This is a genomic window from Pseudomonas sp. G1002, from assembly GCF_013385455.1.
In the GTDB taxonomy this organism is placed as follows: domain Bacteria; phylum Pseudomonadota; class Gammaproteobacteria; order Pseudomonadales; family Pseudomonadaceae; genus Aquipseudomonas.
In genome coordinates this window covers 1-402 of sequence record NZ_JACAPY010000072.1, presented here as the reverse complement: position 1 = coordinate 402, position 402 = coordinate 1, and the positions used below count along the sequence as shown (strand labels likewise).

Below are 402 nucleotides of genomic sequence, written 5' to 3'. Positions count from 1 at the left end.
GGGTGAAGTCGTAACAAGGTAGCCGTAGGGGAACCTGCGGCTGGATCACCTCCTTAATCGACGACATCAGCTGCTCCATAAGTTCCCACACGAATTGCTTGATTCATTGAAGAAGACGATAAAGAAGCAGCCCGAAATTGGGTCTGTAGCTCAGTTGGTTAGAGCGCACCCCTGATAAGGGTGAGGTCGGCAGTTCGAATCTGCCCAGACCCACCAATTTTGTGTGGGAAACGCCTGTAGAAATACGGGGCCATAGCTCAGCTGGGAGAGCGCCTGCCTTGCACGCAGGAGGTCAACGGTTCGATCCCGTTTGGCTCCACCACTACTGCTTCTGTCTTGAAAGCTTAGAAATGAGCATTCCATCGATGTGATGGTGAATGTTGATTTCTAGTCTTTGATTAG

Annotated in this window: 2 tRNA genes and 1 rRNA gene; all 3 read left to right on the top strand. The window is 50.7% G+C overall.

Annotated features, from left to right (window positions below):
- Nucleotides 1-56: ribosomal RNA gene (locus HX801_RS31835) — 16S ribosomal RNA — on the top strand; the annotation flags it as partial.
- An 83-nt stretch (nt 57-139) separates the two neighbouring features.
- Nucleotides 140-216 (top strand) — tRNA-Ile (locus HX801_RS31830).
- 30 nt (nt 217-246) lie between these two features.
- Nucleotides 247-322: transfer RNA gene (locus HX801_RS31825), tRNA-Ala, on the top strand.
- Nucleotides 323-402: the final 80 nt, after the last annotated feature.